The organism is Flavobacterium sp. FG19 (assembly GCF_057809475.1).
In genome coordinates this window covers 23,604-37,773 of the sequence record NZ_JBMDKA010000035.1, presented here as the reverse complement: position 1 = coordinate 37,773, position 14,170 = coordinate 23,604, and the positions used below count along the sequence as shown (strand labels likewise).

The 14,170-nt window shown below is 33.9% G+C and carries 17 protein-coding genes; 1 reads left to right on the top strand and 16 read right to left on the bottom strand.

What is annotated here, in order from left to right:
• Positions 1 to 251 precede the first annotated feature (251 nt).
• From ACODST_RS24540 to ACODST_RS24465, 16 genes are all read right to left on the bottom strand, one after another.
• Positions 252 to 557 carry a hypothetical protein gene (locus ACODST_RS24540; RefSeq protein WP_488934729.1) on the bottom strand — a complete coding sequence of 102 codons (306 nt, stop codon included), beginning with the start codon at positions 555 to 557 and terminating at the stop codon, positions 252 to 254.
• Positions 541 to 1,014, bottom strand: a complete 474-nt coding sequence (locus ACODST_RS24535) for a hypothetical protein (protein WP_488934728.1) — start codon at positions 1,012 to 1,014, stop codon at positions 541 to 543. Before ACODST_RS24535 ends, ACODST_RS24540 begins: the two co-directional genes overlap by 17 nt.
• Before the next feature lie 85 nt (positions 1,015 to 1,099).
• Positions 1,100 to 1,774, bottom strand: a complete 675-nt coding sequence (locus tag ACODST_RS24530) for a YiiX family permuted papain-like enzyme (protein WP_488934727.1) — start codon at positions 1,772 to 1,774, stop codon at positions 1,100 to 1,102.
• Positions 1,775 to 1,874: 100 nt separating this feature from the next.
• Complete coding sequence (locus ACODST_RS24525) at positions 1,875 to 2,780, bottom strand: hypothetical protein (protein WP_488934726.1); 906 nt, start codon at positions 2,778 to 2,780, stop codon at positions 1,875 to 1,877.
• Positions 2,781 to 2,800: 20 nt separating this feature from the next.
• The gene (gene kdsA, locus ACODST_RS24520) at positions 2,801 to 3,619 is read right to left on the bottom strand and encodes a 3-deoxy-8-phosphooctulonate synthase (protein ID WP_488934725.1); all 819 of its coding nucleotides are present in this window, start codon (positions 3,617 to 3,619) and stop codon (positions 2,801 to 2,803) included.
• Between the two features lie 878 nt (positions 3,620 to 4,497).
• On the bottom strand, positions 4,498 to 4,866 hold the full coding sequence (locus ACODST_RS24515; protein ID WP_488934724.1) for a hypothetical protein: 369 nt from the start codon (positions 4,864 to 4,866) through the stop codon (positions 4,498 to 4,500).
• A gap of 1 nt (position 4,867) precedes the next feature.
• The gene (locus ACODST_RS24510) at positions 4,868 to 5,320 is read right to left on the bottom strand and encodes a 2-dehydro-3-deoxyphosphooctonate aldolase (protein ID WP_488934723.1); all 453 of its coding nucleotides are present in this window, start codon (positions 5,318 to 5,320) and stop codon (positions 4,868 to 4,870) included.
• 118 nt (positions 5,321 to 5,438) lie between these two features.
• Positions 5,439 to 6,119 (bottom strand): lysoplasmalogenase, encoded by a 681-nt coding sequence (locus ACODST_RS24505; protein ID WP_488934722.1) that lies wholly within the window; start codon positions 6,117 to 6,119, stop codon positions 5,439 to 5,441.
• On the bottom strand, positions 6,119 to 7,384 hold the full coding sequence (locus tag ACODST_RS24500) for a sterol desaturase family protein (RefSeq protein WP_488934721.1): 1,266 nt from the start codon (positions 7,382 to 7,384) through the stop codon (positions 6,119 to 6,121). Before ACODST_RS24500 ends, ACODST_RS24505 begins: the two co-directional genes overlap by 1 nt.
• Positions 7,385 to 7,449: 65 nt before the next feature.
• Positions 7,450 to 7,725: an ATP-dependent Clp protease adaptor ClpS gene (locus ACODST_RS24495; RefSeq protein WP_488934720.1), complete on the bottom strand. Its 276-nt coding sequence runs from the start codon at positions 7,723 to 7,725 to the stop codon at positions 7,450 to 7,452.
• Between the two features lie 37 nt (positions 7,726 to 7,762).
• Complete coding sequence (gene prmA, locus ACODST_RS24490; protein WP_488934719.1) at positions 7,763 to 8,596, bottom strand: 50S ribosomal protein L11 methyltransferase; 834 nt, start codon at positions 8,594 to 8,596, stop codon at positions 7,763 to 7,765.
• 212 nt (positions 8,597 to 8,808) lie between these two features.
• On the bottom strand, positions 8,809 to 9,561 hold the full coding sequence (tpiA, locus tag ACODST_RS24485; protein ID WP_488934718.1) for a triose-phosphate isomerase: 753 nt from the start codon (positions 9,559 to 9,561) through the stop codon (positions 8,809 to 8,811).
• A gap of 89 nt (positions 9,562 to 9,650) precedes the next feature.
• Positions 9,651 to 10,145, bottom strand: a complete 495-nt coding sequence (locus ACODST_RS24480) for a TlpA family protein disulfide reductase (RefSeq protein ID WP_488934717.1) — start codon at positions 10,143 to 10,145, stop codon at positions 9,651 to 9,653.
• Positions 10,146 to 10,558: 413 nt separating this feature from the next.
• Entirely contained in the window at positions 10,559 to 11,227 is a 669-nt protein-coding gene (locus tag ACODST_RS24475; RefSeq protein WP_488934716.1) for an alpha/beta hydrolase, read from the bottom strand.
• Positions 11,228 to 11,352: 125 nt separating this feature from the next.
• On the bottom strand, positions 11,353 to 12,474 hold the full coding sequence (locus ACODST_RS24470) for a BT_3928 family protein (protein WP_488934715.1): 1,122 nt from the start codon (positions 12,472 to 12,474) through the stop codon (positions 11,353 to 11,355).
• 98 nt (positions 12,475 to 12,572) lie between these two features.
• The gene (locus tag ACODST_RS24465; RefSeq protein WP_488934714.1) at positions 12,573 to 13,115 is read right to left on the bottom strand and encodes a DUF1599 domain-containing protein; all 543 of its coding nucleotides are present in this window, start codon (positions 13,113 to 13,115) and stop codon (positions 12,573 to 12,575) included.
• Between the two features lie 203 nt (positions 13,116 to 13,318).
• Between ACODST_RS24465 and folP the strand changes: the two genes are divergently transcribed.
• Positions 13,319 to 14,143 (top strand): dihydropteroate synthase, encoded by an 825-nt coding sequence (gene folP / locus ACODST_RS24460; RefSeq protein WP_488934713.1) that lies wholly within the window; start codon positions 13,319 to 13,321, stop codon positions 14,141 to 14,143.
• Positions 14,144 to 14,170 lie beyond the last annotated feature (27 nt).

The following is a 14,170-nucleotide window of genomic DNA, read 5'->3' as shown; positions in this document are numbered from 1 at the left end:
AATAAATAAGCAAAAAACAATTATGTCGCTCCGCTGGAGCTTTTTGATTTTGTGTATTTCTCATTCTATAAATATTATGCTTCTCTGAAGCAAAATGCCTTTATAAAATTGTCTGTGACTGTCTTTTTATTTTCAAATAAGAATCCCGGAGGGATGAAATATTTATAGGATTTAATAATCACGTTTTAATAAAGCCCCAGAGGGACGACATATATTTTAAGATAATTAAATGACCAATTCATCATTTGTCCTTAAAGCTTCATCACAATTAAATAATACAAAAACGTAATTGGAATATTAGAAAGCAATAATAAAATCTTGATTCCAATTTCTTTTCGCTGTTTTGGTAAATGAATGAATCTATCGCTCAAATGAACAAACATGATGAGGTTTACAAGTATTGCAGATAAAGCAAACGGCCATGCAATAACGAGTACGTTAGGACTTTCATTCGAGATGATGTATAAAATGAAGAGGACTGTCGTAATAATAAAAGAACCAACGGCCAGTTCAATGGATTGTTTTTCTTCAAAAGGTTCATTATATAGTGTTTTCATAAGGTTGTATTTTAAAAGTTGTCTGAATAGAATGAATGGAAATTGAAAGCATTTTAGAAAAGTCCAGATAATAAAACGGAAACGCTTGTCGGCCTCTTTTATACTGCTGTATGAAATAAGAAAATTGTTTGAGATAAAAGAGAGTTCCCGTTAAAATAACCATATACAAATACAAACTTCTCTTTCCGTTTCCAAACAGATAATACTGCATTCCGATTTCTTCATAAACAGAAACTCCTGTATTGGTAAGCACATGAATAATATCGTGATCTTCCAGTTTTTCCTGAATATCGAAATGATTTTTATATAGAAAATTTCCTAAACCATAACCTAAACTGTTTTCCGGGAAATCAAGTAATTGTGCTTTTTCAATTTTCCAGGGTTCATTTTTTCTGAAATATTTCTGATAGGGTTTTTTAGAAAATTCATAAAGTTTCTCAATCAAATAATTTCTCATAAATTATATTTTAAAAAGTTCTTTGAAATTCAAAGTAAGTTAATAAATAAAAAAGCCGGAAATAATACCGCCAGCTTTTTGTGATTTAGTAAGTGTCTATAACAGTTTTTAATAAATCAGAATCGGCAAGATCAGAAGGAGCAACGACTTTTTCTTCTAACGGAATATCATTTCCATAACGCTCTTTCAGTATTTTTTGAACCCTTGGATCTTCTAAATTAAACTCTTTCATTTCTCTAAGTTTTGATATTTCAATACCGGCAGCGTTTTTATAGATTTTCCAAACCAATTCAGAGCAGTAAATTCTATCGTCTGTCCATTCAAAATAAGCATCATATTCTTTACCATCAAACTGCTGACTGTATTCTTTCATTTTCTGCAAAACTTCCGGTTTTAGAACTGTATCATTTTTAAGTCTTTTAACCACATATCTGCTGTCTTTTCCATGTTTGATCCAATCTTCAAGCGGAGTCAGTTTTACGGGCTGAACCGCCTCAAAAACAAACCATTTTCCATTAATATCGTAAATGATTCCGCAATGCGAAAACTTAGAACTTGTGGCAATACGTACCGCTTCACATTGAGGTGACTGAGAAGTCTGAAAAATAATATCGCCATCTTTATACTTGCTCAAAATAGCTTTTTCCTCTTTATTTCCGGTAAACGGATTGTTAGGAAAAACCTTCAGACTAATAAACAGCGCACATCCAAAACTGATGAGGAATGTGATTAACGGAAATAGAAACTTTTTACCTTTCATAAAATGAGTATTAAAGTACTTTGAGACGCAAAGTAAATGATAAAAAAAATAGTTACCAAATTAATGATAACTATTTTTACTCTTATTTTCTGAGCTTGTATTAGATTCTAAAGATCCCGCCTACAGCAATAATTCTCTGAAAGAAATAAAAATGCTGAGAAGCTTTATCGTCGTTGCTTACAGTTGTTTTAATATCCTGCATGTTGATGTAACCACCTTTTAACTCTCCCTGAAGATAGAAGTGTTTGAAAAAAGTAATGTTAAGACCTGCTTTTGCAGAAACACCGTAACCCGAAATATGAAAATCATCATGACGTTCCTTTCCTAAAAGAGTCGTATTGGTTTTTGGATACAACAGACCAGCGCCCAATCCTTCGGTTAAGTTAATCTGTACTTTATCGATATTAGGCAAACCAAACCATTTGGAAACATCATCAAATCTGGAAACTTCAGTATTAATGTAATTCAGACCATCTGTATGTTCATACATTAAAAAAGCAGGACCATTTGGATTCGTTACACCTTTGTCATAACCACCCTCTATAGCTCCATTTAAAGACATATCTACAGGAGTGTTATTGTAATCTCCATTGTAAATAGAGCCCGGATCATTCTCAGGCAGGTCGATTTTTCCGGTAACCTTTGCAATTTGATTCTGTGACATTACGTATTTCATATGGTCAACACCAATTGTAACGCTGTAATGATCACTAAAAAAATAACCCAATCTCAAATTAGTCTGAGGAATGGTCATATTGGCCGGATTGATATAATCTACATGCCAGCCTTTTGGTTTGTCATGAGCTCTCATATCTTCAACCGTAAAGTTGTAACCTTTACCTCTGAAATTTACATCAGATTTTGAGTAACTTTCTCTGTTACCACCCCACATTACAAAGAATTTTCCTTTGTTGTGAGCGGCATACTTTTGTACAGGTATTTCTTCCTGAGCAAATGTGTTTAAAGAAACACAGATCAGTAAGAAAAATAAAATTTTTGTTTTCAAAGAACTTAAGTATTATAAAATTAAAATGCGTTAATTGTTTTTCTAATAGCAACTAACTTGTTCATTAGACCTTCAAAATAGTCTAAGTGTAACATGTTAGCACCATCACTTTTGGCATTAGCAGGATCAAAATGTGTTTCAATAAAAATACCGTCAACACCTACAGCAATACCTGCTTTGGCAACGGTTTCAATCATGTCCGGTCTTCCGCCTGTAACTCCGGCTGTCTGGTTGGGCTGTTGTAAAGAGTGTGTTACGTCTAAAACCGTTGAAGCATATTGCTGCATAGTAGGAATCCCTCTAAAGTCAACAATCATATCCTGGTAACCAAACATAGTACCGCGATCCGTAACCATAACATTTTCGTTATTACAGTCCAGTACTTTTTGTACAGCATGTTTCATACTTTCAGGGCTAATAAACTGCCCTTTTTTCAGGTTTACTGTTTTTCCGGTATTAGCGGCAGCTACAACAAGATCTGTCTGGCGAACTAAGAAAGCAGGAATCTGCAAAACGTCTACATATTGAGCCGCTTTTTCAGCATCCTCATTAGTATGAATATCGGTAACAGTTGGAATATGAAAAGTTTCAGATACTTTTCTTAAAATTTTTAAAGCTTTTTCATCACCAATTCCGGAGAAACTGTCAATTCGGGAACGGTTTGCTTTTTTAAAAGATCCTTTAAATACATAAGGGATCTGAAGATTGTCGGTAATACCAACTAATTTTTCAGCAATTCTCAGCGCCATTTCTTCTCCTTCAATAGCGCAGGGTCCCGCTAATAAAAAGAAATTTCCGCTGTCAGTATGCTTAATTTGTGGAATATGTTGTAAGTTCATAAAATTATTTTTTTGCACTGCAAAGGTAGTCATGATTTATGAGTTTGAGATGAAGATTTAAGAAATTTTTATGAAGCTATTCCTGCTATCCGCTTCAATATTTTTCTCCAAATCCTTTTTTTCTTGGTCCTTGCAGGAGCTTCCTTTGGCCGCTCTGCAAGGACCAGAAAAAATAGGTTTTCTCAAAAAATGATTTCCGCTTCTATCAGGGCTGGGCTTTAGTGGAATTACGAAAATTGATCTAAAATCATAGTTGACTAGTGGGCAGCAATATTAGGACATCAAAAGAAAGTAGTAAATGATATTTATCATGTTTTTGTTATACTGGTCACTTTTATTAATAAATGGAGGTCTTTAATCGAATTAAGAAAATTTAAGTTAAATCGTTTATATCAAAAGATCTTTTGGATTGAATATAAAGCTTCCAAAAATAGATCTGCCCAACAAAGAACAAAATGTTGAAACAGATATTTATAAAAATGATTATCCGAATGCGATTGATGATGTTTTCGGAAGTTAAAGAGACAACCGGAATGAATTCATAAAGACTAATTCTACCTGCAATAAGTGCAGGAATTGTGAGTAAAAGATAAAACAGAAAAGACTTTAAAATGATCTGATCCTTAATTCTGAAGAGTTTCCATGAGCAAATTGTAGTGCCGAGAAGAGTAAGAAACTTAACGGAATTAAGAAAAACCTGCCCCGGAATAATAGTAGTGCTCCAGCCTGGTATCGTTGATAACACCGTGTCAGAATTGAGGTACAGAATAACAATTTGATAAGGGAAAATAAATAAGCATAAAAGCAGTACTACTATAAAAACAGATTGGGTTTTAATCATGTCATTTTGTTATCAGATTCCCTGAGACGGCCTGTTTTTAATTGGTAATAATGGATTTGACCGACTTTTGGCTTTTTAATTCCATAATTTTTTCAAAGCTCAGGTCCTTCAGGTTAAAATCCTTTTGACTTCTAAGAACTTCATATTGATTCTGACGAACCAAATCATACAAGTCTAAAGTGTCATTTTGTTTGGTGATGACATTGGCTCTTCTCCAGTCTTTAGAAATTATACCAAATTTTCGGGTTTGTTTATTCAGGATCAAATCTCCATCTTGAGATTCAAAATAAATCTCCTGTAAATCTCCGTAATGATCTTCAATTTCCATTAAATACAAACCCCAGATAAAAAGTCCTGAACAGAAAAGTAACAGTGTCAGAAAGCCAATAAATATTTTTTGAAACATATTAATCCTTTTTGAGGGTTAGTCCCATCGGAACCATTAAAATTCCTTTTTCGTAAATATTTAAATACAGTGTTACGGGTTTTTTTTGTCCTTCCCAGGTCAATTCATATACATTTAAAAATCCGGCTCCCATATCGCTTCTTTTGGTGGGAAAAGGGCAGCAGGTTTCCAGACGTTTATAAGTAATTTTTTCTCCGTTTGGTCCGGCCAGAGCATTCAGAAAACGAACTTCGTTTGCCGCTTCGTCACGGGTATTTCTAAAAAATATATTAACAGGATAATCAGGGTCGTAACCGTACTTTTTGTCTTTACTGAATAAAGAAATTACAAATGTATTGTTTTTGCCCAATACTAAATCAGGAGCATTATTATCGACATTTTTTAAAGTTGATTTAGTGCTTATACAAGAAGTTACGGCTAGTAAGAGAATAATGAAAAGAACTGTTTTTTTCATGGTTGAGGTTTGTTTTGGTCATACAAATGTAAAAGGTTTTTAGTACCAATTTTGAAATCAAAAAGAAAAGAATCGAAAATAATTCTGTAGTAATTTGTTTAGCTGCAGCATCAGCGCATCATTTGACTTCTTTTTTTGAGTTCAGTTTTAAAATACCAATTACAATCAGATATTGTGCCACAAGGTAGGTAAGCATAATAATCAGTGCGCTTTTTTCAATTTTTGTATGAAACTTGTTAAGAGCCAGAACACTATCGGAAATCACAAAAAAAAGAGCCCCCGAAAAAACATATTGATTCGCTGGTTTTTTCCATATCAGCAGCCCGTTATAAGCAAATAAAAGCATGACCGAAATTACACTGGCATAAACCGTTACCGGAATTTTTAAATCACCCAGAACAGGAAATAAAACAAAAAGCATTCCCGTTAAATAAAGAGCAATACCGATACTCCCGACTAAAAATACAATGGCATTTCTTTTCATTTTTCCTTTAATCTGTCGGTTGAAGAGGATACAATAAAGGAGGTGTGAAATCAAAAAAGAAACCAGTCCCAGAATAAAATAGATTTCGGATATATCAGCAAAAAGTAAAACTACATCTCCGATCCAGGAAAACACAAGCGCAGTTAAAAGAAGATTTTTTGTTGAGAAAGTACCCGAAAAATAAACTCCCAAGATTAAAAGGGGAATTAAAACAGGTTTTAAAAAACAGTCGAGGCTTTCGTATCCTAAATACAAAAGCAGCAGATAAATAAGGCAGAACGCCAGATAAATCTTTAAGAACAGAGTATTTTTCATTATATGGTTTGGTTTTGATAGGTTTTGAAGTCAATGGTTACAAAGTAGACCGTAATTAAAAAAGAAACGCTTAAATAGCCTAGAATGATATAATTGCTAAATGAAAAAACAGTGTTTAAGCCAAACCAGTCACCATATAATGTTATAATTGCTGCTGCAGCCATTAAACGGAATCCTTCCCAGAAAATGGCAGTCGGGTTCTTGTCCATCAGCTCAGAATTGCTGTAAATGGTTATGAAAATAAAAAAGCCGTAGACAAAAATAGCAGGCAGGCCAATTTTAGCAATATTATCAAAAAGATAACTTACAAACAAAAGGGTAATAAGAATTTGGGTAACCGACCAGTAAATAAGTTTCTGAGAATTTTGAGTACCGTATTTTTCAAAATCATATACATTTTCGATCTTGTTAACGGGATATTTTTCTTCAAAATTTTCCGGTCTCCATCCGGTAGGTTTAAACCAAATGGTGAGCTTGTCTTTCCAGTTTTCAGCACGCCAGGCATCTTTAATTAAAAGGCTTAAATGCTGAAAGTTAATTTTTATGGGATTCCAGGTTTGTGCTGGTCTGGTGATTCCAAAAACAGGAGGAACATGATCCAGTTCTTCCTGAAAAGTACCAAAAAGTTTGTCCCAGAAAATAAAAATCTGGGAGTGGTTTTTATCTAAATATTCCGGATTGATAGCATGGTGGACGCGATGATGGGAAGGAGTAACTAAGATATTTTCTATAAAACCCATTTTTTTAATGTGTTTGGTGTGGTACCAAAACTGTAAAAATAAATGGAGCGGGAGGGTAATGGCAATAACAGAAGCAGGAACACCAAGTAAGGCGGCAGGGATAAGAAGAAAAGTAAATAAGTTGACTAAACTGGCAACAGGCTGACGAAGCGCACAGGCGAGATTAAATTCTTCACTGCTATGGTGAATAGCGTGTTTGTTCCAGAAAAAATTGATTTGGTGTGCCAGCCTGTGACTCCAGTATCCGTAAAAGTCAATGACAATAAAGGCAATAATGTAGGAAAGGATTCCGGCTTCCTGTTGAAAAAGGGCAATTTTAGAAACCATCCATTCATAGGAGAGGAAAGTAACACTAAGTCCAAGGACATCTTTAACAGAGTTGGTAATGCCGGAACTAATACTGGAAACACTATCAATTAGAGGAGCAGTATCATTTTTTTTGTATATGCCGTATAGTTTTTCAATTACAATCAGAACTAAAAAAACAGGCATTGCAATAATCAATATTTTTCCATATTCTTCCATAAAAAAACATTCTAATTTATTTCAAATATAAAATAAATTAGAATGTTTTTTAAATTATGGGTCAATTAAACAATTTCGGCGCTAAGACCAGCTTCCAGAAGTTGCGTACATTGAGGTTTTAATTTTTCGATAGGCCCTGTTTTTACAGTGCATTTTCCGTTGTAATGTACAATTAAGGAACATTGTTCTGCTTGTTCAGATGTGTGGTCACATACTCGCATCAGCGTATCAATTACGTGGTCAAAAGTGTTTACGTCGTCGTTGTACACAATGATCTCGTTATTGAATACGATCGCCTCTTTTTCGCGGACTCTTTCTCTTACTTTTTCTTTAGTACTCATCTTTTTTAATTTTTGTACTGTTGTAATTACTAACTAACTAATTTACGTATTTTAATGAAACCCAGTTGTTTCTTTGTATCTTTTTAACATACGTTAGCCCTTTTTCAGTGCAGGAAGCATCGATAAACGGAATATCTTCTTCATAAAATCCGCTGAACAATATAATCCCTTTAGGGTTTAAACTGTCAACATAAGCCTGCATATCGTTCAAAAGAATGTTTCTGTTAATGTTGGCAATAATCAAATCGTATTTCTTTCCGGCCAGTAAAGCAGCATCGCCCTCATAAACGGAAATATGTTTACAATTATTGCGTTCAGCATTTTCAATCGAATTTAAATAACACCAGTTGTCAATATCAATGGCGTCAATTGGTTCTGCCCCTTTCATTTCAGCTAATATAGCCAGAATAGCAGTTCCGCATCCCATATCCAGGGTTTTAAGTCCTTTTACGTCCATTTCCAGTAAATGCTGGATCATCATGTGAGTTGTTTCGTGATGCCCCGTTCCAAAACTCATTTTGGGTTCAATTACAATATCAAATTCGGCATCCGTTTTTTCATGAAAAGGAGCACGAACATGGCACTTTCCGTCTACATCAATAGGCTCAAAGTTTTTTTCCCATTCTTCGTTCCAGTTTACCTGGTCGATTTCCTCAATGGTATATTCAATTTTAAACTCCTCCGATTGTAAAATATAAATATCATCCAGAATATGCTCGTCCCATAAATCTTTCTTCACAAAAGCCGAAATTCCGTTTTCTGTTTCAGTAAAACTCTCAAACGCTTTTTCGCCCAGTTCGGCCACTAAAATTTCCGAACCCAGTTCTTTTGGTTCAATTGTAAAATGATATCCTAAATAGATGTTTGACATAAATAAAAATTTTTGCAAAGGTAAGAATACAAAGTAAAAGTTCTTTGAAAATCTATAAGAACATTGATAATTTAAGAATAATTTAAAGCATAAAAAAAGCGATGTTTAATACATCGCTTTATATCGTTCAGTCACAGATTAAAAAGATTAAAAGGATTTTTTTTTAAGAAATCTGTGTGAATCCTTTTAATCTGTGGCTGAAAAAAATAGATTTAGATAGCCGTAACAATAGCTAAGAAATCATCTGCTTTTAAAGCAGCACCTCCAATTAAACCACCGTCTACGTCTGGTTTAGAGAAGATTTCTTTTGCGTTTTCAGGTTTTACAGAACCTCCGTATAAAATAGAAACTTCATCAGCTATTTCAGCTCCAAAAGCTTTACGGATCGTTTCTCTGATGAATTCGTGCATTTCCTGTGCCTGTTCCGGCGAAGCGGTTTCTCCGGTTCCAATAGCCCAAACCGGCTCATAAGCTAAAACAACTTTAGACCAGGATTCTTTTGCAATATGGAATACTCCGTCGCGTAACTGGTTTTCCACTATGTTAAAATGATTTCCGGACTGACGGTCTTTTAATTCTTCTCCAAAGCAGAAAATGACAGTCATATCGTGTTTTAAAGCCGTATCTACTTTGCTTGCGATTAAAGCATCTGATTCGTGAAAAATAGCTCTGCGTTCAGAGTGGCCCAGAATTACGGTATTAACACCAATGCTTGTTAACATGTCAGCCGAAATTTCACCTGTAAAGGCACCGCCTTCAGCCTGGTGAACGTTTTGAGCAGAAACACTGATAGTGGTATTTTTTAATTTTGAAGCAGCCGCCTGTAAGTTTACAAATGTTGGCGCAACAATAACTTGTGCATTTGTTTTTGCTGGAATTTTAGCAATTAATTCGTTTAATAATTCTTCAGTCTGCGCTGCATTTTTATGCATTTTCCAGTTTCCTGCAACAATCGTTTTTCTCATTTTGGTAGTTTTTGTTATTCTTTGTAATTTTTTTGTTTGAATGAAGTAATGTCAAAACTGAGTTGTGACATTGTTATTGCTATTGAAAATTATTTCAATCCTTGTAAGGTTTCATTGATTTTATCAAAATCAGTTTCTATGGCACGATATAAAACAATTTTTCCGGTTTTATCAACAATAATATATCTCGGAATCCAGTCCAGGTCGATTGCTTTTCCAAAAAGACCTTTCATACCATCGTTCATCATATAGTGATCCCCTTTTAATTCATGTTTTTCGATACCGGCTTTCCACTTGTCAGCAGTTTTGTCAGCAGAAATAAACAAGTAAGAAACGTCAGGATTATTTGCCTGAAGTTCTTTTACTTTTGGCATTGCTTTTACACAGTCGCCGCACCATGAAGCCCATACTTCAATTACTACTGTTTTTCCTTTGTATTTTTTTAAGATGTTTTTAAAAGCGGTCTGACTGTCATCAGTTCCTAATAATTTTTCAGATAAAGCTTCTTTAGAAAAAGCTGTTTTTTGAGCTTGCGAACATGAAAAAGTAATAAATGCTATTACAACTAAAGCAATTTGTTTCATAGAGGTATCAAAATTATGGTAAGCGGAAATTAAAGCTTCCTCTTTTCAGATTATATTCTGCAGTCATTTTTAAAATGAATGCGAACAAAGTTAATCAAACAATTTGAAAGCGAAATGTAGATTAACAAAATTTGAAGAGTCGTTTATTTTGTAACAAAAGAGTTATTTTTGGTTGAAAAAAGCTGACTGAAATCGTAATAGTTGGCACTAAAATTCAGTATTTGTTCAGACCGTATTTTTACAGAATAAAAAATAAAGGATTTTTTTTTGTCTGATAATAAAAAATTAAGGAAAAAAACGTCGGATTTTTGAATTTTGAAGAAGCCGGATTGTAAATAAAGAGGCTTAAAGTAAAGCCTCTTTATTTTTAAAATCGTAAGATTCCTGATGTATAATTCTTTATTAAACAGCGACTAGTTTAACTCATAATTTTCCTCTGCCCATTTTTTAGAGGGAACAATCCATTCGTCTAAAGCCTTAAACAAAAAGCCGTGTTTTAAATTGGTGTTGAGTTCAATTTCCTTAAAATGGTGTACCGGTAGTTTTGAGGTTTCTTTTCGTTTAACAGCTGAAACACCAAAAATATCTGATTTTTCATAAATAGTTAAAATATTGCCGCAGAAGTTAATGTCCGGAATTTCTTCAATATCAATAGCTCTAAAACATCCAATAAAAACAAAATTCACGTTTGGATTCGCCAGATAAGTTGAAACATATTGAGCAATGTAACCGCCTTTTGAAGTTCCTATAACGGTTATTTTGTTGGGAGAGATGCCTTTTTTTAGTAAATCTTTTATTTGATTTACGATCTTTTGGGCATATTCAGCAGCATTGGTGTTTTTCTTTCTGATTTCGCTGAAAACGGTAAAATGATCTTTTCTAAATGCTGCTAAGATTTCACTGTATTCCGCTTTTCCGTATTCCGGATGTGGAGTGTTTAAATCATTTTCTTCAATAAATTTATTGTGCAGAAAGAAAATATACCTTTGGTTTTCTTTTGATGGTTTCTCCTGGCCAAAGGATGTAAAAACAGTAAGGATGGTAATAAAAAAAGTGACAAATAATCTTTGGGTGTACAGCATAAAAAAGGTTTCTTTTTTTGATTATTATTTAAATTAAGGAAGTTTTTACTGTAGTTAGAAAAGGATAAAAAAAAAACGCCAATATACAGAATATTGACGTTTTTTTTATGTATGTCCGGTATTTTTTACAGACTATAAGCAACATCTGACAGTTTCAGATCATCAGCATCATTGTAATGTAATTTTTGAACTATAGTTCCTTTTTGAATTACTACAATGCTTGGATTAGCTCTTTCAATAGTTTTTAAAGTGGTTGCATCACAGAAGTAAAAATCTACATCTAATGCATATTCTTTTTTAGCTTTTGCAATTTCATCAGCGCCCGATGCTGTCATGGCAATTACTTTGTATCCTTTTGCTTTGGCATCGGCTGTAATTTTAGCCAGTTTTTTCATTCCGGCCGGTTCTGATTTACTTAAATCATACGTTACAAAAACTAATAACTTAGGTTCTTTTAATAATTCTTCTTTATAATCAGAATCCTCTTTGGTCATCGTAAAATCATGAATTGGCGGGATATAACCTTCTGTGATCACTTTGTCTTTACGGTCAACAAAAATGGCACCTTCAGGGATATTCATTAAATCTTTCTCGGTAAATTCTTTGTCAACGCCGTTTACTTTGTAAATAAAAATCATTTCTACAACTGACTTTGGCGCTCCTTCCGGAATTTCCATTCCTTTCTCGATGTTTGTTCCTACTTTATACGGACGGAAATCTTTGATCGGGTTATGATTTAAAACCCACACAGCCATAAGTGAACATAAAACAACGCTAACATAAACTGCAAAATTAGTTTTTGGTGTTGAAAATAAGGGTTTGATCAGTTTTTGGTTAAAGAATAAAATCAGGATAAAGAACAATAAAACAACGTCTTTGGTGAAAGACTGCCATGGAGTTAAATGTAACGCATCACCAAAACAGCCGCAATCTTTGACTACATCAAAATAAGCAGAGTAGAAGGTAAGGAAGGTAAAGAAAACAATTAAAAGCAATAAAGCCCATATGGTCATTGTGGCTCTGTAGCCTACTAACAGCATTACTCCTAAAACGACTTCAAGGATAACCAGAAAAACAGCCATTCCTAATGTCAATGGTTCTAAAAAAGGCATATTAAAAACCGGTTCGCTGAAATACTCTGTAAGTTTGTAAGAAAAACCAACAGGATCGTTCAGTTTTATTAGTCCGGAAATGATAAATAAAACACCGACAAATAATCGGGAAAATTGGGTAATAATGTTTTTCATGGCAAATAATTAAATTTTTAATTTTCAATACAGAAATTCCAAAATCCAATTCTAAATCTGGGATTTGGCCCCGAAACTTCGGGATTATTTATTGAAATTTATTTGTTTATTGGGTTTAAGATCAGCGCAAAAACAGAATAATTAATCATATCCTGATAGTTGGCATCGATTCCTTCTGATACTATTGTTTTTCCTTTGTTGTCTTCGATTTGTTTTACACGGAGTAACTTCTGCAAAATTAAATCTGTTAAAGAGCTTACACGCATATCACGCCAGGCTTCTCCGTAATCGTGATTTTTAGCTTCCATTAAATCTTTCGTCAGTTTTACTTTAGCATCATATAATTCGGTTGCTTTTTCAACGTCAAGATCGGGCTGGTCTACAACACCTAATTCCAGCTGAATCAACGCCATAATAGAATAATTGATGATTCCGATAAATTCTCCTTTTTCATCTTCATCTACTTTACGGACTTCGTTTTCCTGTAAACTTCTGATTCGCTGTGCTTTTATGAAAATCTGGTCGGTTAATGATGGTAATCTCAAAATTCTCCATGCACTGCCGTAATCTGTCATTTTATTGATAAACAACGTACGGCAGACCGCGATAACATTATCAAACTCTTGGGAAGTATTCTTCATTTATATGCTGTATATTTGCTAAAATTTCTTCAAAAATAAGGATAATTTTTTAAGAGTTTCAAGTTTCAGGTTTTCTTTGTTTCAAGTTTTTTCTAAACAAATTGTTAACGCTGAAAATTTGAAACTAAAAAAATGTTTCAGGTTCGCAAACTTGCATAATCTGCATCAACCTGAAACTTTAAACAAATAAAACTTGAAACCAAATGTTTATTAACTGTAAAGGTGAGCTTATAGATTTAACGATTCCGAAAGTAATGGGAATTTTGAATGTAACGCCAAATTCTTTCTTTGACGGAGGAAAATATAAAAACGAAGACGAAATTATTTCACAAGTTGGTAAAATGCTTTCAGAAGGTGCGGCATTTATCGATATTGGCGCCTATTCCAGTAAACCAAGTGCTGAATTTGTGTCAGAACAAGAAGAAATCGACCGAATTGTTCCTGCTATAGAATTGATTTTAAAGCATTTTCCAGAAGCATTATTATCCATTGATACTTTTAGAGCTGAAGTTGCTAAAGCGAGTATAGAAAGCGGTGCTGCCATAATAAATGATATTGCAGCCGGCGAATTGGACGATAGAATGTTTGAAGTAATTGCCCAGTACAACGTTCCGTACATTATGATGCACATGCGGGGCAATCCGCAGACGATGCAGAGTCTGACGCAATATGACGATATTGTAAAAGAAATACTTTTTTATTTTTCTGAAAAAGTGCAGCAAGCAAGAAGTTTAGGAATCAACGATCTGATTTTGGACCCCGGTTTTGGGTTTGCTAAAACGACTGACCAAAATTATGAAGTAATGCAGAAAATGGAGCTTTTTAATCTTTTAGAATTACCTGTTTTAGCCGGAATTTCAAGAAAGTCCATGATTTATAAAACACTTGATATTACGCCGCAGGAAGCCTTAAACGGAACCACTTTTCTAAATACAATTGCTTTGATGAAAGGTGCTAAAATTCTGCGTGTGCATGATGTGAAAGAGGCTGTGGAATGTGTCACTTTGTTTGGTAAATTAAATTCATAATCGCCAGTTTTATATAAAATGAATTAA